Below are 22,978 nucleotides of genomic sequence, written 5' to 3'. Positions count from 1 at the left end.
TATGGACCATTTAGTCTTTGAAGTGGGAACTGCGCTTGTTCTGATTGCAATCGCAGCTATCCTTGCCAACAAGTTAAACTTCTCCATCATCCCATTCCTCATCATCATCGGGATGCTGGTCGGGCCACATGCACCTAGTTTTGGCATCATCAATCTCCAGTTTGTCCACAGCGAAGATATCATTGCATTCCTCGGACGGATTGGTGTCTTATTCCTGCTGTTCTACCTGGGTCTCGAGTTTTCTATCGGGAAGCTGATCAAATCAGGTAAAAATATCGTTTTAGGCGGCAGTATCTATATCGGAATCAACTTTGCGCTTGGTTTCCTTTATCCTTTCATACTAGGTTTTCCAATCAAGGAAACATTGATCATAGCAGGTATCATCACGATCAGTTCCAGTGCGATCGTCGCCAAGGTCCTCGTTGACTTGCGACGTACCGGTAACACGGAAACTGAGCTGATTCTAGGTATCATCATGTTTGAGGACATTTTCCTCGCTGTATATTTATCCACGGTATCAGGTTTGGTTCTGGGAGATTCCAGTTCATTGGGCGGAACGATCCTTTCCATTCTGATTGCACTAGGTTATATGCTGTTGTTCTTCGTCATCGCACGGAAAGCAGCACCTCTTTTAAGCAAGCTTCTACGCATCTCCTCTAATGAGGTATTTATCATCGTCATTTTCGCATCACTATTCTTTATTGCCGGATTCTCGGAAACTATCCATGTTGCCGAAGCAATCGGCGCCCTCTTACTCGGACTCGTATTCTCCGAGACTGACCAAGGCGAACGAATCGAGCATATGGTCGTTCCATTCCGTGATTTCTTTGGAGCAATCTTCTTCTTCAGCTTCGGGCTGAGCATCGATCCGACAACACTCGGAGACGCGGTCTGGCTGGCGCTTGGGGCAGTTGCCATCACGATCATCGGTAACTTCGTCGCTGGTATGATCGCAGGCCGGCGGGCAGGTCTGTCGCATAAGGCATCGACCAATATCGGTCTGACGATCGTCTCCCGCGGGGAATTCTCGATCATCATGGCAAATCTTGGCCTGGCGGGCGGTCTGATGGGGGTATTGCAACCATTCTCGGCTCTGTATGTACTCATCCTTGCAATACTTGGTCCATTATTGACGAAAGAATCCAAGCATGTCTTTAACTTCCTCAATAAGATATTCAAATGGCAGGAAGTCAAACCGAAAAAAGTACGTGAATCCTGATTGAAAAGGAAGGTGCACAAAACGTGTGCCTTCCTTTTTCCCATGCCAATAAATTTACAAGTATATAGCTTGCGGCATGACCAGTATGGCAGGTAACATAAAGGGAACACTTGTCCAAAATTTTCTGTCGAATCCAATTTGAAGGGAATGCTTGCATGACGAAACTATCTATCTATCATCCTGCAATTTCGAGGATCATAGAGAATATCAATAAAGTGATCATCGGGAAAGAACAGCCAGTCGTACTCAGTCTGACTGCACTGCTTTCCGGAGGTCATGTGCTGTTGGAAGATGTTCCTGGTGTCGGTAAAACGATGCTTGTCCGCTCACTCGCCCGTTCTGTCGACTGTGACTTCAAGCGAATCCAATTCACGCCTGATCTTTTGCCATCAGATGTGACGGGTGTTTCGATCTACAATCCCAAAACATTGGAATTCGAATTTCGCCCGGGTCCGATCCTCGGCAATATCGTGCTTGCAGATGAAATCAATCGTACGTCCCCTAAAACACAATCGGCGCTGCTGGAAGCGATGGAAGAGAAAAATATTACCGTAGAGGGAAATGCTTTGCCGCTTGCTGATCCATTTTTTGTGATGGCGACGCAGAATCCAGTTGATTATGAAGGAACGTATCCATTGCCGGAGGCACAACTCGATCGCTTCCTTCTGAAGATTCGGATGGGCTACCCCAATGCGCAGGAAGAGATGCAAATGCTGCATGCTGTCGGCGCCAAGCACCCGATCGGCAGTGTTGAACCAGTGATGACAAAAGCCGATTTACTGCAAATGCAGGAAACGGTGAGCAATGTGTACATCGATCCGCAAATACAGCAGTATATTGTGAATTTGGCTCAAAGCTCGCGAAATCATCCTGATATTTATCTCGGGCTGAGTCCACGCGGCTCCATCGCCATGATGCGAGCAGTCAAAGCATATGCGTTCATCCACAATCGTGACTATTGCTTGCCGGATGATGTGCAGACATTGGCTCCTTACGTGCTCGGTCATCGCATCTTGCTGCGCTCGGAAGCCCGCTATGATGGCATGACACCTGAACGTCTCATCCAGCGCTTGCTTGAAGCTGTTGAGGTACCTGTTGAGAAGGAATCTGTACATGAAAGGTAAATTCCGTTTTGCTTTCAAGCTTGCAAGCATCCTGTTGCTTGCCGTCATCTTGTTTTGTTACGGCATGTTCCAAGGCGGTTTTGTCAGCTGGTTCCTTTTTTATGCCTTCTTGCCGATTTTGCTTTATATGCTGCTGCTGCTCGCTTATCCCCTAGGCAGCTGGAAAGTGGAACGGTCAGTTTCCAAGCAATATATCAAAAGCGGAGGAGAGGTCGCTGTCGAGCTTAGCTTGTCGCGACGTTTCCCTTATCCACTACTGTACTTGCAGGTGGAAGATTTATATGATAAATCGCTGCTGAAGCAAAGCAGTTCGGATGGTACATTACAGGCAGGGACAACGCGGCAGCTGGATCGCTATATTTTATTCCCGTGGTTCCGCAGGCGGCTGCGCATTCAATATCAGTTGAAGCATTTGCCGCGCGGAGAACATAAATTTCATCAAATACGATTGCGTACAGGCGATCTTTTTCAGCTAGTGGAAAAAGAAGCGGTGTTCGATAACACGCAGCAGCTGTATGTATATCCAGCTGTTAGGGAAATTGCGATCGGCAGTGCGAATAGTGTGTTTGAGGAAGGTGCTGCCGTAGCTTATGCACCGAGCTCGAGGCAGACGAATGTTGTTTCCGGGATCCGGGAATACACACCGGGCGATCGGTTCAGCTGGATTGATTGGAAAGCATCCGCTCGGAAACAGAATATGATGACCAAGGAATTCGAACAGGAAAAAAGTGCGGATGTGCTTGTCGTGTTCGACAGAAGAGCGGCAAAGCAGACGGAGGATCTTTTTGAATATGCAGTTGTCATTGCTTTTTCTGCTTACCAAAAGCTGAAAAGCAGGAATGAGCAAGTCGGCTTCATGGGTCTCGGATCTGATGCCAAATGGCTGCCTGCTGCGATGGGGAGTGCCCAGCTTAACCGTGTGCAGCAGTATTTGACTACTGTTCGTCAGGAAGAAGGTATGCCGCGTCTGCAAACCTTGGCGGCTGCTTTATCAAGGCAGCCGAAAGGGTCGACCGTCTATTATGTGACAACATATCTGGACAGCGAGGAATTTCCCCTGCTGCGTAAGCTGAGGCAAAACGGTTATGTACTGACACTCCTTTATGTGACTCGTCATGCCGAACTTGGAAATAAGGAAAAAAACCTCATCCATGGAGTCCGGCAGATCGGTCACCAGATAGATGTCTATCCTGTACCGATACAAAAGACAGCTTCAGTGGAGGTGCAGCAGAATGCGTAACAAAGATCAGCACATGCCGTGGATCCGATATTTGATTTATTTATGTGGCTTCCTATTGTTCTGGGAATGGCTCCGGCCACTGGATCAAATCAGCGATACAGGCAATATGCCGATATTCGTACTGTTCACCGCGATATGCTTCATCCTGTCAGCTGTCCGGATGCGCTGGTGGGTCGGTTTTATACTGAAGCTTGTGTTGCTGGTGGCTGCTTCGCAGTTATTCTTGATGCAGGAAAACATGCATGCAAGCGGATGGTCAGTCATACTCGGAACAGAACTGCCAAAAAATCTGCAGCTATTGTTTTCTGGTGATTTTGCTGCCTTGACTCCATTTTTCCGTACATTGCTGTTTCTGATTCTGCTATGGCTGATGAGCTATTTGCTTTATTATTGGTTCATTGTCGTCAATCGGATTTTCTTCTTTATTCTGATGACTTTTGTCTACATTGGGATTTTGGATACGTTCACTCCGTATGATGGCAGTGAAGCAGTCGTCCGTGTCTTTTTGATCAGTTTTTTTGCACTGGGCATTTCTGCTTTTGCAAGGCTGTATCAAAGCGGAGGGAAAAAGCAGTTCCCAAAACAAGTCCTGTTCTGGACAATCCCGCTTCTTGCCATACTGGCAGTTTCGGCTGCAATCGGCTATGCAGCACCAAAATTGCCGCCGCAATGGGCTGATCCCGTACCATTCATCCAGACAATGTCGAACAATGATGAAGATGAGGGCGAAGGCGGGATCCAAAAAGTCGGCTACGGTGAAAATGATTCCACGCTTGGCGGTCCATTCGTGCAGGATAATACGCTTGCTTTTTGGGCGGCGACAGAAGCGGAGGGCTATTGGCGCGTAGATAGTAAGGATGTGTATACAGGTAAAGGCTGGGAACGCTCAAGGGAAGCTTCCACGCAAGCATTCCAAAGCGGAGATCCGGTCGATATCGATCTTTATACGGATGATGTTGCAACGGAAGCCCGCGAGGCCATCGTCCACCCGAGCCAAAATCAAGTGCTGGACAGGCTTGTGTATCCGTATGGTGTCCAGACATTTTTCAGCGATCCGGTAACAGCATCGGTCGATACTGATTTTGGCGTTGTGGAAACATTCAATCGTGCACAATACCCAGATGAAAATTACACAATAGCTTTCGAAGAACCGCAGTACAATATCGACGATTTACGCAGCGATTCAGAGATGGATGATGATAATACACATTTTCGTTACACACAACTGCCTGACGACTTGCCGGAGCGCGTACGCGAGCTCGCCGCCGAAATCACAGCCAGCGGTGATACACGATACGATAAGGCAAAAGCGGTGGAGCAATATTTCAGCGAAAATGGCTTCCAATATCAGACGCAGGATGTACCCGTGCCCGAAGAGGATGATGATTATGTCGATCAATTCCTGTTTGAAAGTAAAATAGGATATTGTGATAATTTTTCTTCTTCCATGGTCGTACTTCTGCGGGCAGCGGATATTCCCGCACGCTGGGTAAAAGGCTTTACGGAAGGGCAGCCTGCAACGAACCCGAATTTATCCACTCCTGATGGAATGAGTTCTTATATGGTCACGAATGCCAATGCCCATTCATGGGTGGAAGTGTATTTCCCGGAAACAGGCTGGGTGCCATTCGAGCCGACACAAGGCTTCACCAACCCTGCTGAATTCACGAGCGAGGCAGAGGAAGAAGCTGCGGCTGAGACACCGGAAGCAGAAACGGAGACGCCTGAACCAGAAGAAGAACCAACTCCAGAACAGCCGGAGCAACAGGAGGAAGCGCCGGAGCAGGAAGACCAATCTCAAACTGCTGCTTCTTCTGCAATCCATCCGCTGTACTGGATCATACCAGCTGCTATCTTGCTGCTGGCAGCAATCGTGTTGTTTGTCACCAGATACAGATGGCTGAGTGCTTATTATATCCGGAAGTATCGAAAGGAACGATCCGAGGAAACGTATGGCAAGGCTTATCACTATTTGCTGTGGCTCTTGGCGCATAAAGGCTACAAGCGCAAACCGAGTCAAACACTCCGGGAATATGCCCAGACGATCGATGCTGAATTCGGCAATAAGCATATGTCCGAGCTGACCGCAGTGTACGAACGAATTTTGTATCGGAACGAAAAAAGTGCCCCTGCATGGATAGATGCTGTCGAATTGTGGGAAAATTTAATTAAACAAGCGGCATCTTGACCCATTATAGGCACATTGATAGAATAAGAGGCAATAAGCACCTTCAGAAAGGGCGCATCTCCATGCTTGCGACCATGTCAGAAGGCTTGAGCCGATAACGTTACTTTGCTGGATTCTGCCTTGAAATGAGGCGGGTTCAGCTTCTGTTTTTTTCATGACGTGATAAAGGTAAAATGTGGTACCTGTACCCGACCTGCTTATATCTAGAAACAATGAAGGAGTGGACAGATTTTGGATATCGATACAGATATGATACTGGTACTCGACTTTGGCAGTCAGTACAATCAATTGATCACAAGAAGGATTCGTGAATTCGGTGTTTACAGCGAATTGCATTCCCACAAGCTGACAGCAGACGAAATTCGTAAAATGAACCCGAAAGGTATCATCCTTTCCGGCGGACCGCACAGTGTGTATGACGAAAACAGCTTCCGCTGCGACGAAGAAATCTTCGAACTAGGCATCCCGGTATTGGGTATTTGCTACGGTATGCAGCTGATGACACAGCATTTCGGCGGAAATGTCCAGCGTGCTGACAGCCGCGAATACGGCCGTGCCGAAATCACGCTGACAAATCCTTCTGTCATTTTTAAAGACTCACCGGAAACACAGCTTGTCTGGATGAGTCATGGCGATAAAGTATTGGATCCAGCTCCAGGCTTCAGCGTTGATGCGACAAGCCCGTCCACACCTGTTGCTGCCATCAGCAACAAAGAACGTAACCTTTACGGCGTTCAGTACCACCCGGAAGTGCGCCATTCCGAGTACGGCAACCATATGCTGAAGCAGTTCGTCTTTGACGTCTGCCATGCGAAAGCGGAATGGACAATGGAAAACTTCATCGAGATGGAAACAGAGAAAATCCGTCAGCAAGTCGGTGACAAAAACGTACTTTGCGCATTGAGCGGCGGTGTTGATTCTTCTGTCGTCGCAGCATTGATCCATAAAGCAATCGGCGACCAGCTGACTTGTATTTTCGTAGATCATGGCTTGCTTCGTAAAAATGAAGGTGCAATGGTCGAGAAAACTTTCCGTGATCAGTTCAAGATCAACTTGGTGGCAGTGCATGCACAAGATCGTTTCCTAGGTAAGCTAAAAGGCGTTTCCGATCCAGAACAAAAACGTAAAATCATCGGTAACGAATTCATCTACGTATTCGACGATGAAGCGTCCAAGCTTGAAAACATGGACTTCCTTGCACAAGGTACGCTGTATACCGATATCGTCGAAAGCGGTACGGAAACAGCACAAACAATCAAATCCCACCACAACGTGGGCGGACTGCCGGAAGATATGCAGTTCGAATTGATCGAACCACTGAAAACATTGTTCAAAGATGAAGTACGTGAACTTGGTACAGAGCTTGGTTTGCCGGATGCAATCGTGCACCGTCAGCCATTCCCAGGACCAGGTCTGGCAATCCGTGTGATCGGTGAAATCACGGAAGAAAAACTGGAAATCGTACGCGAATCCGATGCCATCCTGCATGAGGAAATCGCCAAAGCAGGACTTGACCGCGACATCTGGCAGTACTTCACAGTCCTTCCAGGCTTCAAGAGCGTCGGCGTCATGGGCGATGCCCGTACGTATGACTACACATTAGGAATTCGTGCGGTAACTTCTATTGATGGCATGACATCCGACTGGGCACGTATCCCATGGGATGTATTGGAACGTATCTCCGTACGTTTCGTCAATGAAGTGAATCATGTCAACCGCGTTGTGTATGACGTGACAAGTAAGCCACCTGCTACGATTGAGTGGGAATAACAGCTAATATTCATGTCTTAATTTAGAAAAGTTAACTTTTAATAAAATTTTATTATTTTTACGATGAAAAACAGTATAGTTAGGAAAAAATTGCTTTTATCATTTAGTGATAAAAGCAATTTTTGATAGCTGTTAAAAAAATATCGCTTCTTCTTTTAACTATAGTAGAATAGAATTTTGTATAATGTTTTTCAATATACTAGCTAATTAAAGGACTGTAGGCCATATGCCAAAGAATAATTTGTTATCTATCACTGAAATTGAAGATAGAACAAAATTAATAATTAAAAGGTTAAATAAAGACACTTTTATCGAAGAATTTTTATTACTATTTGATATTCCGAAAACAAGTATTACACGTGCAAAATCAAGTGATGGCGATTTTTTTATACGGAATAAGGTCCGTTATCGATATGTCGAAAATAATCCACTACATGCTATTGATAGAATTGAGCAGGAAATCGTATCTCAAAATCAAAAGCCTCGGTATCTCATTACTACTGATTTTGAAATGTTATATGCAAAAGATACAAAAACAAATGATTCACTTGCTATTCAATTTGAAGATTTACCAACTTCTTCAGAGTTTTTCCTTGCATGGAATGGAATTGAAAAAGTAGATTACCAAAAAGAAAGCCCAGCAGATATAAAAGCTGCTAAGCGTTTCACAAAACTATATGATGAATTAGTCAGAATCAATCCAGAGCTTGCAAGAAATGAAGCTGATGGCAAATCTTTTAACCTATTTCTGATTCGAACGCTTTTCTTATACTTCTCTGAAGATACAGAAATTGTTAATAAAGGTTCTTTTACTAATATTCTTAAAAAAAGGACTGAAACCGACGGAAGTAATCTAAATTCAGTTATTAAAGAATTATTTTTAATTTTGGATGTTCCTAGAAACGAAAGAATTAATACACCTGATTGGTTGAAGGATTTTCCTTATGTAAATGGAAAACTATTCAAAGATCCGCATCATGACTTAAACTTTAGCACTCTTACTCGAAAACTACTCATTGAAGCGGGCGAATTGCTCAATTGGAATGAAATCAATCCTGATATTTTGGGAGCAATGATTCAAACTGTTGCAAATAAAGAAGCACGTCAAGTCTCAGGCATGCACTATACGAGCGTACCGAATATTATGAAAGTAATTAAACCGCTATTTTTGGACAGTCTTCAAGCTGAGTTTCAAAGACTTTCTGACCGTGCTGACGATTATGTAGAACGTGAGATTACCGAAAAACAAAGACGTGAACAACAACGAAACATTATTAAAGAACTGAATAGGCTGCTGAATCGAATGAGTAAAATTAAGTTCTTAGACCCTGCCTGTGGTTCTGGTAATTTTTTGATTATTACCTACAAAGAGCTTCGCAGACTTGAAATTCAAATACTTTTTAAGATTCGTGAGGTTCAGGCGGCCTTAAATGAACAGAATGTTTATCAAGGAGAATTGCTTAAGCAATCTAAGATAAGGCTTAACCAGTTCTCAGGGATTGAGATAGACAATTTTGCGCATGAGGTAGCTAAACTTTCTCTTCATATTGCTGAACATCAAATGAACGTAGAAATGATTGAATCTCTTGCAGATTACCAGCCTAGAATCCTTCCACTTCAAGAATCAGGAAATATTGTGCAAGGGAATGCCTTGTGCATAGACTGGAATGACGTTGTTAAATATGAGGTGAATGATGAAGTCTATATTATGGGGAACCCTCCTTATATTGGTAGCAAGCGACAAAGCAAAAATCAAAAGCTAGAAATAGAAAATTTATTTTTAAATGTTCCAAACCATAGACAATTAGATTATATTTCTGGCTGGTTTATCAAAGGGGCAAAATTTATTCATCGAGCTAATTCAAGATTTGCTTTCGTTACAACTAATTCTATTAATCAAGGGCAGCAGGTTGCTGTACTTTGGAATGAAATTTTCAAATATAATGTAGAAATAAATTTTGCTTATACTTCGTTCAAATGGGGAAATAGCGCAAGTCATAATGCGGGTGTAACAGTTTCAATTATTGGTATTTGTCCAATTGGAAAAAGTAAATTTAAATATTTATTTAATGAAAATGAGAGCGAAAGAAACGTAAGAAACATAAATGCTTACTTAACAGAGGGTCGAAACGTACTAGTTTCTCAGAGGAATCTACCTCTTGGTCCAGTTCCTGAAATGTCTTTTGGAAACATGCCCAATGATGGTGGTGGATTGATTTTTTCTAAAGATGAAGTTGAAGAAAGCTTGATAAAACATCCTTTCCTTAAGGATATTTTTAAAAAATATATTGGATCCCAAGAATTTATTTTAGGAACATATAGGTATGCTTTATGGATGAATGAAGCACAATATATTGAGAATAAAGAAAATCCAATTGTTTATAAGGCGGTAGAGACTACAAGGAAACATAGACTTTCAAGTAAGGATGCAGGTGCTCGAAGACTTGGACAATTTCCATGGCGTTTCAGAGATACAAATACAACAAAGACTCAATCAATAATTTTACCACGTGTATCATCAGAAGCTCGTGATTATGTTCCAATGGGATTTGTAGGCTCAGATATAATTATTTCTGATTCTGCTATGGCAGTCTACGATGCTCCAATCTGGCTCCTTGGCATTTTAGAATCTCGCATGCATATGACTTGGCTCCGAGCAGTTGGCGGAAAACTGAAGACAGATTATCGTTATTCCGCAGGTATGGTTTACAATACTTTCCCAATCCCTAAACTTTCAACCAATCGAAAAAATATCCTTGAAGATGCTGTTTTAGAGATGCTGGATGTTCGTGAAGAAGAAGGGGGGACTCTTGCTGATCTTTATGGTGGTGCGAATAAACAAATGAATGCAAGATTACGCGAAGCGCACGAAAAAATTGACGGTATTGTGGAGCGTGCTTATAAGCAAGAACCTTTCAAATCCAATGAGGAACGATTGAGTGTATTGCTGCAACTTTACCAAGAAATGTTAAATGAGGAGAAAAAATGACATCAAATATTTTTGAAATTAATTATAATGGTACTGGACAAAGTCAAAATATAAATGCATTAGGGATGCGTGAGATGCAGGCACGTGTCTATGAGAAACGTGCCTCACAGTATCTATTAGTTAAGGCTCCACCTGCATCAGGTAAATCACGCGCTTTGATGTTTGTAGCTTTAGATAAGCTTACAAATCAAGGGGTGAAAAAAGCAATTATTGCAGTTCCGGAACGTTCTATTGGAAAATCATTTCGGACCACAGAACTTGTAAGCTTTGGTTTTTTCGCTGATTGGGTTATTAACCCAAAGAATAATCTTACGGATCATGGAACAAGCCGAAGTAAAGTGTTACAGTTTGTTGATTTTATTCGTTCAACAAACTCTGAAGATAATATCATGGTTTGCACCCATGCTACTTTACGCTTTGCTTTTGAGTCATTAGATGATTCGGATTTTGATAATGTTCTACTTGCCATTGATGAGTTTCACCATGTATCACAAGATGTTAATTCTGTCCTTGGTAATGCGTTGCGTAATATTATGGGAAATTCTTCTGCTCATATCGTTGCGATGACTGGTTCTTATTTTCGAGGTGATTCAGTTCCAATTCTGGAGCCTGCTGACGAGCAAAAGTTTGATAAGGTAACCTATACTTATTATGAACAACTTGAAGGCTATGAATATCTAAAGAGCTTTGCAATGGGTTATAGCTTCTATCAAGGTCGTTATACTGATGCAATTTCAGAAGTTTTAGATACCTCAAAGAAAACTATAATTCATATTCCAAATGTAAATTCCGGGGAATCTACCAAAGATAAATATGATGAGGTTGACCGTATTTTGGAAAAATTGGGAGATGCAAAATTCGATAAAAATACGGGTCTTTGGCTAGTAACTGAAGAATCAGGACGAGTACTAAAAATTGCTGATTTAGTTAATGAGGAAGGTCGTGAAAAAGTTCAAGAATATATCCGGAATATGTCTGAAATTGCTGACTTGGATATTATTATTGCACTCGGTATGGCGAAAGAAGGATTTGATTGGCCTTACGCTGAATATGCTCTAACAGTTGGTTATCGTAATTCGCTAACTGAAGTCGTGCAAATCATTGGACGTGTAACTCGTGATAGCATAGATAAAAAACATGCGCAATTTACTAATTTAATTGCTCAACCAGATGCGCAAGATGATGAGGTCATGTTTGCGGTTAATAATGTTATGAAGGCAATCACCGCCAGCCTTTTAATGGAATCTGTTTTAGCTCCAAACTTTAATTTTAAACGTAAAGATAATGATGGCCAAAAGTCAAATGGAACAAACATTTTTATCAAAGGTTTAAAAGAATCAAGTACTGAACGTTCAAAAAATATTATTCAAAACGATCTAAATGATTTGAAAGCGACTATTTTACAAGATAACAAAATTCAACAAGCTATTGCGGCTGGTGTAAATGCAAAAGTGATTAATAAACAACTTATACCACGTGTTATAATGAATACCTATCCTGATTTATCGAATGAGGAGACCGAGGAAGTTCGACAGCACTTAATTGCACAAGCTGTCATTCAGTCTGCAGATCGTGAAGAAGGAACGGGCGGAAATCAATTCCTTAGAATGGCAAATAAGTTCATAAATATAGATGAACTAGCTATTGATTTGATTGATGAAGTAAACCCTTTCCAACGTGCTTATGAGGTAATTTCAAAGGAAATTGATGCACCGACCTTACGATTTATACAAGATTATTTGGATGGTATAAAATTTACATTTTCTGAGGATGAATTAGTTATGTTATATCCTCAAATTTTACAATTTAAAAAAGAAAATGGAAGAATTCCAGATAAATCTAGTTTAGACCAATACGAGCAAAGATTAGCCTATGCTCTATTGCGTTTGGAACAATTGAGGAGAGAGAGACAAGATGGACAAGTTCAATCTTGAGGATATCTTTTCAGATCCACTGTTTGATGAATTAATAGCTGAAACACCTAAGAAACAAATAAAGAAAATTGATCCGGAATTTGAGAAATTTCAAGAGATTATCGATTGGATAAAAAAGCACGGAAGAGAACCAGAAAAATCTCGCAATATGACCGAAAGAAAATTATTTTCTAGACTTAAAGGTTATCGTGACAAGCCGGAAATTATAAAAAAGTTCGCAAAGATTGATGAACTTGGCTTGTTTAATAATCAAAATAAAGTATTAGAAAATTCGGAGAAAACCCCTAAGACCCTTGATGAAATTTTAAATGATAACACACTTTTCGAGAAAAAAAATAAAGTTGATTCACTACTAGATTTGTCAAGATATAAAAGAACAATTCATGCGGCTGATAAATACAGTGTTCGAAAACGGGCTAGCCATTTTGAACGGTACGAACCCCTCTTTAAGCTTGTTCACAAAGAGATTGCGAATGGAACTAGGAGAATAGTTCCTGTTGATACTGTAAACAACATTAGAGCTGGTTTGTTTTATATTGACAATGGTGTTCTACTTTACGTTAAATCTGTAGGTAATTATTATGAAGATAAGCATGGTAATCGTAACGCAAAGCTTCACCTTATTTATGAAAATGGGACTGAAAACAAAGAAAGTTTACTTAGATCATTTGCATCAAATCTCTTTGATAAGACTCGTCATGGTCGAATGGTAACCGAAGTAATGAATGATATTATGGGTGATTCAACAGTTGAAGAAAGAGCTGCTGAATATTTTACCACTGGGTATATTTATGTAGTTAAATCTCTTAGCTCTAATCCTGAAATATCAAAATACCAAAACCTATATAAAATTGGTTTTGCTGGTGAAAGTGTAGAAAAGCGCGTTGCTAATGCCGAAAATGAAGCTACTTATCTATACGCATCTGTAAAAATTGTTGCAACATGGGAAATTCAAAACTTTAGTGGTCGGAAACTAGAAACAGTCATTCATCAGAGATTTAAAGATAAACAAATACAATTCTCTGTTCCAACTGCACATGGTAAAATTGAAAACCCTAAAGAATGGTATTTAGTGTCTTTGGAAGAAGTTGAAGCAAACATCAATGATATTGTTGTCAAATTGAATAGTTAATTTAATTACAATGGATGTTAAAAAATCGTAATTCCCTATAAGGAACAGAGGCCATGCTATCACTCCGATAGCATGGCCTCGTTTTGTATATGCATTTGTTTCTCACTGGATTGCCCATCGTTGACGAGCTGATGAATCGACAGCAATTCATATAAGTAAGTACTTTCGATCGGGAAGTAGCCATCCTTCGGCATCTCGATGCTCCAGAATAGTTGGAACAAGTCTTGAAACTGTTTTTCCCCATTTTGGATATCTTCTCTCATCCAGTGAAGCAGGTTTTCTTGGACTGCTTCGGCTGCTTCCGTAAAAAGATGCCGTTGTTCTTCGCCCCAATGCAGTTCTTGTCTGCTGCGGCCGGCGTGAATCAGGTTCCACAAATGATAATGGATCAGTTTTAGCTTTTCGGTCAGAATTGCTTCTTTATCCAGTAGCGCTTTAGCTGCGGAATTCGGGAGCTGGTAGCGCGTTTCCTGTTGCTGATGTTGTATATATTGCTCCAGCAATAGTCTCTCATTCGTGAGTTTGCGAAAATGTCCTGTCAATATGTGACCGGGATGATCGCCTTCTGTTTTTTTGATTCTGATATCCACGAATGCTTGCAGCAGCTGATTTGTATGGGAGATGACCAAGTCGAGCTGCTCTCGGGATTTCTTCCAATAATCCGGTGGGAGGATGAGCATATTGACGACTGTGGAAATGATGATCCCGATAACACTCCCGCCAAGTCGCGCCCAGAAATCTGCCCATAAACTTGTATGCTGCACGTCAATCATGGCTACGGCTGTAATCGTCGCCACAATCAATCCTGCATGAAGCTTCAGTTTATAACAGACTAGAATTGTCAAAAAAGCCGCTGCCGTGTAGGTCAGCGGAGAAGCTCCGAATAAATGGATCGAAAGAACGGAAAACGCTGCTCCGATCATACTGGCCGGTAAACGTATCAACCCTTTTTGAATCGATGCGTGAATTGTCGGCTCGATCGTCACGATAGCTGCGATAACGGCAAACGCTGGAGATATGTGCACAATTTCACAAATTAATGCAGTAAAATACACAGCAATCCCTGTCTTGATGACACGGCTGCCGATGAAATTTCTCTTCACTTTCTGTCAACACCTTTGATGTATCATGTTTACATTATAAACCGAATCCAACAGACAAACAATGGAGGAAATTGGGATAATCATAGTACCTGAATCGTGTTTTTCACTAGCATGGTATATCCGCTGCAGCTTCTGGGTAAAAGAAGTAAACAATACAGGGGGTAGCCATGATAATAAATTTGATGAAACAGCATAGAGTCGATTTTAAGCGGATTTACGGTACTTCCAGTACGATTGCCAAAAATGTCCGATTCGATTCCCGACACGTGCAAAAGCATGATGTGTTTGTTTGCATAAAGGGAGAGAATTTTGACGGGCATGCTTTTATTGGGGATGCGGTTGCGAAGGGTGCATCCATCATCATTGGTACAGACGAGGATTTGCTGAAATCTTTTTATCGCCAGTATGAAGATTGTACTTTCCTGGCAGTAGAAGATGCACGTTTGGCGATGGCGCAAATGGCAGTGCTCTTATCAGGAGAAACCTGGAAGAAGCTTGTGACGGTTGCCGTCACTGGCACGAATGGCAAAACGACTGTAGCGGCATATGTGCGGTCATTGCTGAATCAGCTCAAGCTGCCGACCGCGTCCATAGGCACAAGCGGCATCATTACGTCCAAAGAGAAGCTCGACTTCTTCAAAAGTACACCAACTACACCGGAATCTGCAGATTTGCATGCGCTGTTCAAGCAGCTTCATGCAGAAGGTGAAAAAGCGGTTGTCATGGAGGCGACATCGATTGGGCTGGAGCAAAAGCGCACGGCTGCGATGACATTCGATGTGGCGATTCATACGAATATTTCGCCAGAGCACTTGGAATTCCATGAAACGATGGAAAACTATAAACGTGCGAAATTGAAACTATTCGAGCAGGCAGCGTGTGCAGTCGTAAACCTCGATGATAACGGGATGGCCTGCGACATATTAGATACGCATAAAGGAAAGATGCTGACCTACAGCCTTAGAAAAGACAGCGGTGCAGACATCACGGCAGGCAATTTGCGGACAGATGCACAAGGCACGCATTTCGACATATACAATAACGGAAACACGTATGCCGTTTATGCGCCGGTTTTTGGAGAATATAATGTGGCGAACTTGTTATCTGCTGTATGTACAGCTTTGCATCTTGGCTATAAAATGGCTGACATTATATATGTCTTACAAACGATTGAAAGTCCTGAAGGTCGTTTTGAATTGATCAATAAGTACGGAGACAGGCAAATCATCCTGGATTATGCGCATACACCTGTTGCGCTTGACCAGTTGCTGACAGCTGTCCATGCGATTCCGCATCGGCGTCTGATCGTCATGATCATGGGTATCGGGATACGTGATTTCAACAAGATGCCTAAGATGGCCAAAGTCGTTGAAGGACGTGCCGATGAGATTGTCGTATCAGTCGACCATCCAGGTTTCCATGATCCAAAAGATGTCATCAAGGCGGTCTGCGCAGGTTTTTCCGATCGCGTTAAAAATGTTTCCACTGCCGAGACGAGGGCGGATGCTGTAAGGCTGGCGCTGGAGCTCAGTGGAGAAGGAGATATCGTCCTGCTTACGAGCGGTCAAATCAACGGAGCACAATTGGTCAAAGGCGAAGCCATTCCTCATTCCGATCATAAAATCATCCAGGCATTTTTCGAAAACCAATCTGCCACAATACAAACCACGGTCAGCTGAATAAAATGGAAACGATTACTAATACTATTATTAGGTCTATTTACCGAAAAGATATTGACGAAGAAGGTATAATGCTTTTATAGTGAAGTAGTATTAATATATTATATATTTTGTCTTCGTATAATTTTGGGAATATGGCCCATGAGTTTCTACCAGGTTACCGTCATTAACCTGACTACGCTGACCTCTCAGTCTGAGTTACATACGCAGATGTGGTGTAGATAAGAAACGCTTCTTGCTTTTAGGCAGAAGTGTTTTTTATTTGAAATCTTACCTTGCCCAATCGAAGCAACAGGAGGAGTAACAAGTTATGAAACGTTTTTTCCGTTTTGACGAATTGAACACATCCTACCGGACCGAGATCATTGCTGGTATCACGACATTCCTGTCGATGGCATACATCTTGTTCGTCAATCCGAATGTGCTGACTCTAGCAGGAGTACCTGACAGTGCACTGCCTGGCGGCCGCATGGACGCAGGCGCAGTATTCACTGCTACTGCTATTGCATCCGCAATCGGAACCTTGATCATGGGTATATTCGCTAAGTTGCCGATCGCAACTGCTCCTGGTATGGGGTTGAATGCCTTCTTTGCTTTCACGGTTGTCCTTACTTACCAAATTCCATGGGAAACAGCATTGGCGGGCGTATTTGCTTCTGGTGTGATTTTCATGATACTTTCTCTTTCTGGTTTGCGTGAACTGCTTATCAATGCGATTCCGCCTAACTTAAAACTAGCCGTCGGTGCTGGTATCGGGCTTTTCATCGCGTTTATCGGTCTGAAGAATGCCAACCTTGTCGTCATGAGTGAAGATACAGTAGTGGCTCTTGGAGATATCCATAGCGGACCGGCATTGCTCGCGATTTTCGGTATCTTTGTAACTGTCATCTTGATGGTGAAAGGTTTCCGTGCTGCGATTTTCATCGGTATGATCATCACTGCAATTGCCGGTATGGTTGTTGGCTTGATTGATCCGCCTACGGCTGTCAACGATGTGGTCGGCAGTGTTCCAAGTCTTTCACCGACGTTCGGAGCAGCATTCTCTCACTTTGGTGATATCTTTACGCTCCAGATGCTTGCAGTCATCCTGACATTCTTATTTGTCGATTTCTTTGACACAGCAGGTACTTTGGTTGCTGTTGCTTCCAAAGCTGGTTTGATGAAAGACGGTAAATTGCCTAATCCTGGACAAGCTTTGCTTGCGGATTCCGGTGCGACAGTTGCGGGTGCCGTTCTTGGTACTTCCAATACGACAGCATATGTTGAATCGACAACAGGTGTCGGCGCAGGCGGCAGATCTGGTTTCACAGCAGTCGTCACGGCAATTTGTTTCTTGCTTGCATTGTTCTTCAGTCCGTTATTGTCGGTCATCACCAATGAAGTGACGGCTCCGGCATTGATCGTCGTTGGTGTACTGATGGTAACTTCCTTGAAAGACATCGAATGGGATAAAGTCGAGATGGCTGTACCTGCTTTCTTCACGATTCTCATGATGCCGCTGACAGGAAGCATCGCAACAGGTATTGCGGTTGGGTTTGTTTTCTATCCGCTCACATTACTTGTAAAAGGACGTGCGAAGGAAATCCACCCTGTTATGTGGTTCTTGTTCGTCGTCTTCCTGCTATACTTCATCTTTTTGGCTTAAGCAAGAAGGCCGCTCCAATCTGGGGCGGCCTTTTTTCGGCTAAATATGACAAATTTATGGTTAGATTTTACCTTTGTGCGTTGATTGCAGCGGCTGCGGGTATAATTGTATTATACTTACGAGAGATTAAGATCGTCTGTCAGCGGGCGAGGAGGAGGAGTAATCATGAGTAACCGTTCAGTGAAGCTTGCTTGGTTGAGCTTACTGGCATATATCGCAGCCATCGCCGTCAATTATCTGTCCAACGCCTTGCCGCTTGGAGGAAATACAATCCAGCAATTATCAGACCGGCTTGGCGTTCTGTTCCAGCCAGCGGGATATGCTTTCAGTATTTGGGGAGTCATCTATATTTTCGCATTGATTTGGGTCATACGCTTGTTCTTCAGATCAACTAGGGAGAAAGAGTGGTATGGAAAAGCAGCAGGTGCTTTCATTGCCAGCTGTATCTTCAACATTGCATGGCTATTCAGTTTTCATTATGAGCTTTTCAGTTTGTCTATCATACCGATGGTAGCGCTATTGGTTTCTTTGATCATCTTATATCAAGCAATCTCGGTATCACCCGACCGTCGTAAATTTGATTTGTTCCCGTTTTCCATCTATATCGGCTGGGTGTCCGTCGCGACGATTTTGAATGTCGGCATTTTATTTGTATCGCTAGGAGTGGATAATATCGATGGATGGCTATTGTCTGGTGAAGTCTGGACGATCATTCTATTGATCATCGGTGCAATCCTTGCGATTGGCTTCATGCATGTTTTTCGTGATAGTATTTATCCACTCGTATTCATTTGGGCTTATGTGGCCATAGCATCTGCCAGAGCGGAGGATTTCCCGGCAATCACTGCAGTGGCCAGTATCATGGCAATCATCATATTGATAGCCATCCCGATTCACCTGTTCCGGAGAAAGAAACGCAAATACGGTTATTGAATCAGTTTATATAGCTAGAAGGAGGAAGCAAGTTGTTAGAAATACCAATCATCATGGTAGTCACCATCTTTGTCATCAACATTGTATATGTCACCCTTAATACGCTGCGTGTCATCCTGACGCTCAAAGGACGGCGTTATATTGCGGCTTCGGTCAGTGTTTTCGAAATCACGATATATACAGTCGGCCTCGGCTTGGTTTTGGATAACCTGGATCAAATCCAGAACCTGATTGCCTACGCACTTGGTTTCGGGATCGGTGTTGTGCTTGGTTCGAAGATAGAGGAGAAGCTGGCACTTGGCTATATTACCGTCAACGTCATCTCCTCTGATCCAAGTATCGAGTTCACGCGATTGTTGCGTGAAAAAGGCTATGGTGTCACCAGCTGGTTCGCTTATGGGATGGATGGGGACCGTCTTGCCATGCAGATCCTCACCCCTCGCAAATATGAGCTGAAGCTGTATGAAGATATAAAGTTAATCGATCCGAAAGCCTTCATCATTGCCTACGAACCTCGTCAGATCTTCGGCGGTTTCTGGGTGAAGAGTGTAAAGAGGGAGCGTATCCGCAATGCCAAAAGAAAAGAAGCCAGCAAAGAAACGATTTGAGCTCGGCGAGAATGAAACGATCGATGCTTGCTTGAATCGTATCAAAGCAGAAGGTTATCTGCCGGTCCGGAAAGTGGAAGAGCCGATTTTTAGGGAGACAACCGAGAATGGCACAAAGAAGGTAGAACCGATTGGAAGGAAAGTAGTTTTTGATACAAAATTACTAAAAACCGAACATTAAATATAACAATATGACCATTGTTCGATTTTTTCATTGACGATATGTGTCAGAATTGTTATCATAAATATGCATGAAAGACACGGCTAGTTTTGACAATATAGCACGTAGCTGTGCTTTATAGATCGTACCTCATATATTTCCGGGAATATGGTCCGGAAGTCTCTACCCGCTACCGTAAATGGCGGACTATGGGGGAAGATGGACTGCATGTTTATGAGCCTGCGATATCGTATGCCTATTCGTCTTCTCTCAATTAGCGGGAGAGGTGAATAGGCTTTTTTTACGGCAAAAACGAGGAAAGAGGGATTGTGATGGCAGAGGTTGGAATCATCATGGGCAGCATCTCGGATTGGGAAACGATGGAGCATGCATGCAAGCTATTGGAAGAGCTGGGGATACCGTTTGAGAAAGAAGTGATTTCAGCTCATCGGACACCAGAAGATATGTTTGACTATGCAGCGAGTGCCAGGGAAAAAGGCTTGAAAGTAATCATCGCCGGAGCTGGCGGAGCAGCACATCTGCCAGGTATGGTCGCAAGTAGAACGACACTGCCTGTCATCGGTGTTCCCGTACAGACAAAAGCACTTGATGGAATGGATTCTTTGCTCTCCATCGTCCAGATGCCAGGCGGTGTCCCGGTCGCTACAGTGGCAATCGGAAAAGCCGGAGCTAAAAATGCCGGCATCCTGGCAGCACAAATCCTCGGCACTCACGATGAGTCGATTGCCGAACGGCTATCAGCGTATCAGCAGGATATGAAGAAACAAGTAGCGGAAATGAGGAATCAGCTTGCGACCAAATAATATCTTCACCATCGGCCTTCTTGGCGGCGGTCAGCTTGGCCGCATGATGGCAACAGCCGCGAAGCATATGGGATATCGCATCATCGTCTTGGATCCTACACCAGATTGTCCAGCTGCCCAAGTAGCGGATATGCATATCGAAGCAGCCTATGATGACAAGGGCGCCATCCGGAAACTGGAGAGCTTGAGCGATGTCGTCACTTACGAATTTGAAAATGTCGATCTGGATGCAGCGAAACTGCTCGAGGAAAAAGGCAAACTTCCGCAAGGTTCGCTTCTCTTGGAAATCAGCCGCGATCGAGCCAATGAAAAGAATCTCATGAAAGAGCTTGATCTTCCTGTAGCACCTTTTGCCATTGTGACAGACGGGAAAGAATTGCTGACTGCAGTCAGGGAAATCGGATTTCCGGCTGTTGTAAAGACTTGCCGCGGCGGATATGACGGCAAAGGACAGCTAAAACTGGAATCCAAGGCTGACTTGCAAGAAGCAGCTGCATTTGTAGGACAAAATGGCCGATGCATCCTTGAGTCATGGCTGACCTTCGATAAAGAAATATCGATTGTCCTGACAAGAGGGCAAGACGGGGAAATGACATTTTTCCCGGTTGCCGAAAATGAGCATCGAGATCACATTCTTTACCGGACCATCGCACCTGCTGACATCACGGAGGACGTTGCCGAACAAGCGCGTCACGCTGCTGGCAAGCTGGCCGAAGCTGCCGGTGTCGTCGGGACTTTTACGGTTGAGATGTTTGTATCAGGCAATGATATTTACATGAATGAAGTTGCACCAAGGCCGCATAACTCCGGACACTACACAATCGAAGCTTGTACGGTATCACAATTTGAGCAGCATGTTCGTGCCATCTGCGCACTGCCGCTTTTGCCAGTCCATTTTATCGGGGCCGCCGTTATGATAAATTTATTAGGAGAAGAGCTGGAACAGTATTGGGAGCAGCCTGACAGACCACTCGCCCACATCCACGATTATGGCAAGCAAGAAGCCAAAGCAAAACGGAAAATGGGGCACTTCACAATGGTTGGAACGTCACGTGAATCCTTACTGGATGCAACCGACGCTTTTACACGATCACTAGGAGGAAACAAAGCATGATTGAACGTTATACAAGAGAAGAGATGGGTAACATCTGGACGGATGAAAACAAATACAAAGCTTGGCTTGAGGTCGAGATCTTGGCATGTGAAGCATGGAGCGATTTAGGCATCATCCCGGAAGCCGATGTAAAAGCATTGCGGGAAAACGCATCTTTCGATATCAATCGTATTTTGGAAATCGAGCAGGAGACACGCCATGATGTAGTGGCATTCACACGTGCCGTATCCGAAACATTGGGCGAGGAACGTAAATGGGTGCATTATGGCCTGACTTCCACGGATGTAGTCGATACCGCTTTATCTTATCTTTTGCTGCAGGCAAACCAAATCATCCGCAAAGGAATCGTCAACTTCATCGAAATCCTGGAAGCGAAAGCGAAGGAACACAAGCATACTGTCATGATGGGCCGCACACATGGCGTGCACGCTGAGCCAACGACATTCGGTTTGAAAATGGCATTGTGGTACGAAGAAATGAAACGTAATTTGGAGCGCTTTGACGCTGCTGCAGATACAATCCAATATGGCAAGCTTTCGGGGGCAGTCGGTACATATGCGAATATCGATCCATATGTAGAGAATTACGTTACGAAGAAACTAGGCTTGAAGCCAGCGCCAGTATCCACCCAAACATTGCAGCGTGACCGCCATGCGCAATACATGAGCACACTTGCATTGATTGCGACCAGCATCGAAAAGTTCGCAACGGAAATCCGCGGACTTCAAAAAACAGAAACGCGCGAAGTGGAAGAATTCTTTGCCAAAGGTCAAAAAGGTTCTTCGGCAATGCCGCATAAGCGCAACCCGATCGGGTCTGAAAACATGGTCGGCATGTCCCGCCTGATTCGCGGTCATATGGTCACAGCATACGAAAACGTTGCCCTTTGGCATGAACGCGATATCTCCCATTCATCTGCCGAGCGCGTCATCTTGCCGGATGCAACGATCGCGCTTGATTATATGCTGAGCCGTTTTTCCAATATCGTGAAGAACCTGACTGTCTTCCCGGAAAACATGAAGCGCAATATCGACCGCACATATGGCGTCATTTTCTCACAGCGTGTACTGCTTGCACTGATCGACAAAGGCATGAGCCGAGAGCAGGCGTACGATATCGTGCAGCCAAAAGCGATGGAAGCTTGGGAAACAGAAACGCAGTTCAAACAGCTTATCGAAGCAGAGACATCCATCTCTGCATTCCTCAGCCAGGAAGAAATCGATGACTGCTTCGACTATACGTACCACTTGAAAAACGTCGATCAGATTTTCCATAAAATCGGACTAGAATAATACTAAGATAAACGGGGTGGAGAA

The 22,978-nt window shown here is 43.6% G+C and carries 17 protein-coding genes and 2 riboswitches; of the genes, 16 read left to right on the top strand and 1 reads right to left on the bottom strand.

Annotated features, from left to right (window positions below):
• Position 1: 1 nt before the first annotated feature.
• From SFC66_RS11825 to SFC66_RS11790, 8 genes are all read left to right on the top strand, one after another.
• On the top strand, positions 2 to 1,219 hold the full coding sequence (locus SFC66_RS11825) for a cation:proton antiporter (RefSeq protein ID WP_411218933.1): 1,218 nt from the start codon (positions 2 to 4) through the stop codon (positions 1,217 to 1,219).
• A 155-nt stretch (positions 1,220 to 1,374) separates the two neighbouring features.
• Entirely contained in the window at positions 1,375 to 2,343 is a 969-nt protein-coding gene (locus tag SFC66_RS11820; RefSeq protein WP_411218932.1) for an AAA family ATPase, read from the top strand.
• Complete coding sequence (locus SFC66_RS11815; protein ID WP_411218931.1) at positions 2,333 to 3,583, top strand: DUF58 domain-containing protein; 1,251 nt, start codon at positions 2,333 to 2,335, stop codon at positions 3,581 to 3,583. Before SFC66_RS11820 ends, SFC66_RS11815 begins: the two co-directional genes overlap by 11 nt.
• Complete coding sequence (locus tag SFC66_RS11810; protein WP_411218930.1) at positions 3,576 to 5,771, top strand: DUF4129 domain-containing transglutaminase family protein; 2,196 nt, start codon at positions 3,576 to 3,578, stop codon at positions 5,769 to 5,771. The genes SFC66_RS11815 and SFC66_RS11810 overlap by 8 nt, the downstream gene beginning before the upstream one ends.
• Before the next feature lie 249 nt (positions 5,772 to 6,020).
• A complete protein-coding gene (gene guaA / locus SFC66_RS11805) occupies positions 6,021 to 7,541 on the top strand; it encodes a glutamine-hydrolyzing GMP synthase (RefSeq protein WP_411219112.1) in 1,521 nt (506 codons plus the stop codon).
• 226 nt (positions 7,542 to 7,767) lie between these two features.
• Positions 7,768 to 10,530, top strand: coding sequence for a DNA methyltransferase (locus SFC66_RS11800; protein WP_411218929.1), 2,763 nt, complete (start codon positions 7,768 to 7,770; stop codon positions 10,528 to 10,530).
• Positions 10,527 to 12,464, top strand: coding sequence for a DEAD/DEAH box helicase (locus tag SFC66_RS11795; RefSeq protein ID WP_411218928.1), 1,938 nt, complete (start codon positions 10,527 to 10,529; stop codon positions 12,462 to 12,464). The genes SFC66_RS11800 and SFC66_RS11795 overlap by 4 nt, the downstream gene beginning before the upstream one ends.
• Positions 12,445 to 13,596, top strand: coding sequence for a GIY-YIG nuclease family protein (locus tag SFC66_RS11790; RefSeq protein ID WP_411218927.1), 1,152 nt, complete (start codon positions 12,445 to 12,447; stop codon positions 13,594 to 13,596). Before SFC66_RS11795 ends, SFC66_RS11790 begins: the two co-directional genes overlap by 20 nt.
• Before the next feature lie 59 nt (positions 13,597 to 13,655).
• Here the strand turns inward: SFC66_RS11790 and SFC66_RS11785 are convergent, their stop codons facing one another.
• Positions 13,656 to 14,699, bottom strand: coding sequence for an FUSC family protein (locus SFC66_RS11785; protein ID WP_411218926.1), 1,044 nt, complete (start codon positions 14,697 to 14,699; stop codon positions 13,656 to 13,658).
• A 167-nt stretch (positions 14,700 to 14,866) separates the two neighbouring features.
• Between SFC66_RS11785 and SFC66_RS11780 the strand changes: the two genes are divergently transcribed.
• The 8 genes from SFC66_RS11780 to purB all read left to right on the top strand — a co-directional run bounded on the left by SFC66_RS11780 (position 14,867) and on the right by purB (position 22,954).
• Entirely contained in the window at positions 14,867 to 16,378 is a 1,512-nt protein-coding gene (locus tag SFC66_RS11780; RefSeq protein WP_411218925.1) for a UDP-N-acetylmuramoyl-L-alanyl-D-glutamate--2,6-diaminopimelate ligase, read from the top strand.
• Between the two features lie 96 nt (positions 16,379 to 16,474).
• Positions 16,475 to 16,576: riboswitch (purine riboswitch) on the top strand.
• Positions 16,577 to 16,688: 112 nt separating this feature from the next.
• A complete protein-coding gene (locus tag SFC66_RS11775) occupies positions 16,689 to 18,023 on the top strand; it encodes an NCS2 family permease (RefSeq protein ID WP_411218924.1) in 1,335 nt (444 codons plus the stop codon).
• A 165-nt stretch (positions 18,024 to 18,188) separates the two neighbouring features.
• The gene (locus SFC66_RS11770) at positions 18,189 to 18,956 is read left to right on the top strand and encodes a tryptophan-rich sensory protein (RefSeq protein ID WP_411218923.1); all 768 of its coding nucleotides are present in this window, start codon (positions 18,189 to 18,191) and stop codon (positions 18,954 to 18,956) included.
• A 32-nt stretch (positions 18,957 to 18,988) separates the two neighbouring features.
• On the top strand, positions 18,989 to 19,564 hold the full coding sequence (locus tag SFC66_RS11765) for a DUF2179 domain-containing protein (RefSeq protein WP_411218922.1): 576 nt from the start codon (positions 18,989 to 18,991) through the stop codon (positions 19,562 to 19,564).
• On the top strand, positions 19,527 to 19,745 hold the full coding sequence (locus tag SFC66_RS11760; protein ID WP_411218921.1) for an NETI motif-containing protein: 219 nt from the start codon (positions 19,527 to 19,529) through the stop codon (positions 19,743 to 19,745). Before SFC66_RS11765 ends, SFC66_RS11760 begins: the two co-directional genes overlap by 38 nt.
• Before the next feature lie 109 nt (positions 19,746 to 19,854).
• Positions 19,855 to 19,954, top strand: a riboswitch (purine riboswitch).
• Positions 19,955 to 20,056: 102 nt separating this feature from the next.
• Entirely contained in the window at positions 20,057 to 20,548 is a 492-nt protein-coding gene (gene purE / locus SFC66_RS11755; protein WP_411218920.1) for a 5-(carboxyamino)imidazole ribonucleotide mutase, read from the top strand.
• Positions 20,535 to 21,662 carry a 5-(carboxyamino)imidazole ribonucleotide synthase gene (purK, locus tag SFC66_RS11750; RefSeq protein ID WP_411218919.1) on the top strand — a complete coding sequence of 376 codons (1,128 nt, stop codon included), beginning with the start codon at positions 20,535 to 20,537 and terminating at the stop codon, positions 21,660 to 21,662. Before purE ends, purK begins: the two co-directional genes overlap by 14 nt.
• Entirely contained in the window at positions 21,659 to 22,954 is a 1,296-nt protein-coding gene (purB, locus tag SFC66_RS11745) for an adenylosuccinate lyase (protein WP_411218918.1), read from the top strand. The genes purK and purB overlap by 4 nt, the downstream gene beginning before the upstream one ends.
• Positions 22,955 to 22,978: the final 24 nt, after the last annotated feature.

Origin of the sequence: Terribacillus saccharophilus, from assembly GCF_046592895.1 — a bacterium.
GTDB classification, from domain to species: domain Bacteria; phylum Bacillota; class Bacilli; order Bacillales; family Amphibacillaceae; genus Terribacillus; species Terribacillus saccharophilus_D.
The sequence above is the reverse complement of the archived record's forward strand: the minus strand, read 5'-3'. Positions and strand labels throughout refer to the sequence as shown.

Coding starts and splice junctions, on each gene's coding strand:
- SFC66_RS11825 (WP_411218933.1), top strand. CDS start 2: ATGGACCATTTAGTCTTTGAAGTGGGAACTGCGCTTGTTCTGATTGCA.
- SFC66_RS11820 (WP_411218932.1), top strand. CDS start 1,375: ATGACGAAACTATCTATCTATCATCCTGCAATTTCGAGGATCATAGAG.
- SFC66_RS11815 (WP_411218931.1), top strand. CDS start 2,333: ATGAAAGGTAAATTCCGTTTTGCTTTCAAGCTTGCAAGCATCCTGTTG.
- SFC66_RS11810 (WP_411218930.1), top strand. CDS start 3,576: ATGCGTAACAAAGATCAGCACATGCCGTGGATCCGATATTTGATTTAT.
- guaA (WP_411219112.1), top strand. CDS start 6,021: ATGATACTGGTACTCGACTTTGGCAGTCAGTACAATCAATTGATCACA.
- SFC66_RS11800 (WP_411218929.1), top strand. CDS start 7,768: ATGCCAAAGAATAATTTGTTATCTATCACTGAAATTGAAGATAGAACA.
- SFC66_RS11795 (WP_411218928.1), top strand. CDS start 10,527: ATGACATCAAATATTTTTGAAATTAATTATAATGGTACTGGACAAAGT.
- SFC66_RS11790 (WP_411218927.1), top strand. CDS start 12,445: ATGGACAAGTTCAATCTTGAGGATATCTTTTCAGATCCACTGTTTGAT.
- SFC66_RS11780 (WP_411218925.1), top strand. CDS start 14,867: ATGATAATAAATTTGATGAAACAGCATAGAGTCGATTTTAAGCGGATT.
- SFC66_RS11775 (WP_411218924.1), top strand. CDS start 16,689: ATGAAACGTTTTTTCCGTTTTGACGAATTGAACACATCCTACCGGACC.
- SFC66_RS11770 (WP_411218923.1), top strand. CDS start 18,189: ATGAGTAACCGTTCAGTGAAGCTTGCTTGGTTGAGCTTACTGGCATAT.
- SFC66_RS11760 (WP_411218921.1), top strand. CDS start 19,527: ATGCCAAAAGAAAAGAAGCCAGCAAAGAAACGATTTGAGCTCGGCGAG.
- purE (WP_411218920.1), top strand. CDS start 20,057: ATGGCAGAGGTTGGAATCATCATGGGCAGCATCTCGGATTGGGAAACG.
- purB (WP_411218918.1), top strand. CDS start 21,659: ATGATTGAACGTTATACAAGAGAAGAGATGGGTAACATCTGGACGGAT.